The organism is Pseudomonas sp. NPDC086278 (assembly GCF_050280905.1).
Lineage (GTDB): Bacteria > Pseudomonadota > Gammaproteobacteria > Pseudomonadales > Pseudomonadaceae > Aquipseudomonas.
This window is the reverse complement of the sequence record NZ_JBNNWE010000227.1, coordinates 1-1,181: the sequence shown is the minus strand read 5'-3', so window position 1 is coordinate 1,181 and position 1,181 is coordinate 1. Positions and strand designations below refer to the sequence as shown.

The 1,181-nt window shown below is 54.2% G+C and carries 3 pseudogenes; 1 reads left to right on the top strand and 2 read right to left on the bottom strand.

Annotated features, from left to right (window positions below):
* Both ACQKP4_RS29185 and ACQKP4_RS29180 read right to left on the bottom strand, forming a co-directional pair.
* Positions 1 to 262 (bottom strand): annotated as a pseudogene (locus ACQKP4_RS29185) (hypothetical protein); the annotation flags it as partial.
* A 600-nt stretch (positions 263 to 862) separates the two neighbouring features.
* Positions 863 to 1,087: pseudogene (locus ACQKP4_RS29180) on the bottom strand (isocitrate lyase); the annotation flags it as partial.
* On the opposite strand from ACQKP4_RS29180, the pseudogene ACQKP4_RS29175 reads away from it, so the two are divergent.
* Positions 1,064 to 1,181, top strand: a pseudogene (locus tag ACQKP4_RS29175) (hypothetical protein); the annotation flags it as partial. The pseudogenes ACQKP4_RS29180 and ACQKP4_RS29175 sit on opposite strands and share 24 nt — an antisense overlap.

The window sequence follows — 1,181 nt, the reverse complement described above, 5'->3', positions numbered from 1 at the left end:
GCAGACCGAAGCGCCGCTCGCCGTCACTGAATACGTATTGCGTCGGCTCCTGCGCATCGTGGGCCACGGCAATGACTTCGATGTTCAGGGCGCCACCTGTAGGTAGCATGCCGGACTCGAACGGTTCGTTTTTGCTGCGGCCCCAGGCTTTTGACCCGAGGAGGCTGGAGACGCCAAGCATGAAGGCGCAGAGGCCGACAACGCCCAGAAGGAAAATGGCAAAGCCCCAGTTGTGGGCCATGAGTCCTGTCGCTTCGGGCATGCTGGTAATCCTTAACAGAGAGCAAGGGTCTCTGAGCTTGAAAAGAAACAAAGCAGTGACGATATGTCGCAGCAATCAATCCCGCTGATTTTATGGCACAACACCGTGCAAGTAAAATTCCTATAGCGAAATTATTTACAGGAATAAGGACATAGCGCTCCTCCAAAGCCCTGTAACCCATGCGTTGCGGGCATTAGCCGGCATTTCATCAATTATGTTTTGTAGGGGATGTAACGAACATAGTTGCTGCTAAATGATAATCAATATTGTTTGAGTCGGTTTTTAAACTGTTTAACGGGTGAGTGGCTGGGAAGTTGTCTTATATAGCCGTTACTGCAAGTAGTCGCCGAGGTCGTTTTAGCGCATTTTTCTGATCGCGGGCGCCGTCACCTGTGGGAGCGGGCTTGCTCGCGAAGGCGGTCTGTCAGTCATATCAATGTTGGATATGCCGTCGCCTTCGCGAGCAAGCCCGCTCCCACAGGTTTTTTGTGGTGACTGGCGAATTCCGGGCAAAAAAACGCCCCGAACCAGTCGGGGCGTTAGATGTGCGACGTTGCGGTTAGCTTTTCACTCGGTCCGCAACGGCCGTTTTGCTCAGTATCAGTGGAACTGTTCTTCTTCAGTCGAACCGGTCAGCGCGGTGACCGAAGACGAGCCACCTTGAATCACGGTGGTCATGTCGTCGAAGTAGCCAGTGCCCACTTCCTGCTGGTGAGCCACGAAGGTGTAACCCTTGGAGGCGTCAGCGAACTCTTGCTCTTGCAGCTTCACGTAGGCAGTCATGTCGTTGCGGGCGTAGTCGTGCGCCAGGTTGAACATGCTGTGTCTACCCTCGACTGGCTGTTCGACGAAGGCTCCCTGACCCGGCGTTTGATCCGCTTGTCGAATGACGGCTTCAGCGTCACGCCGCTGTTTGAAG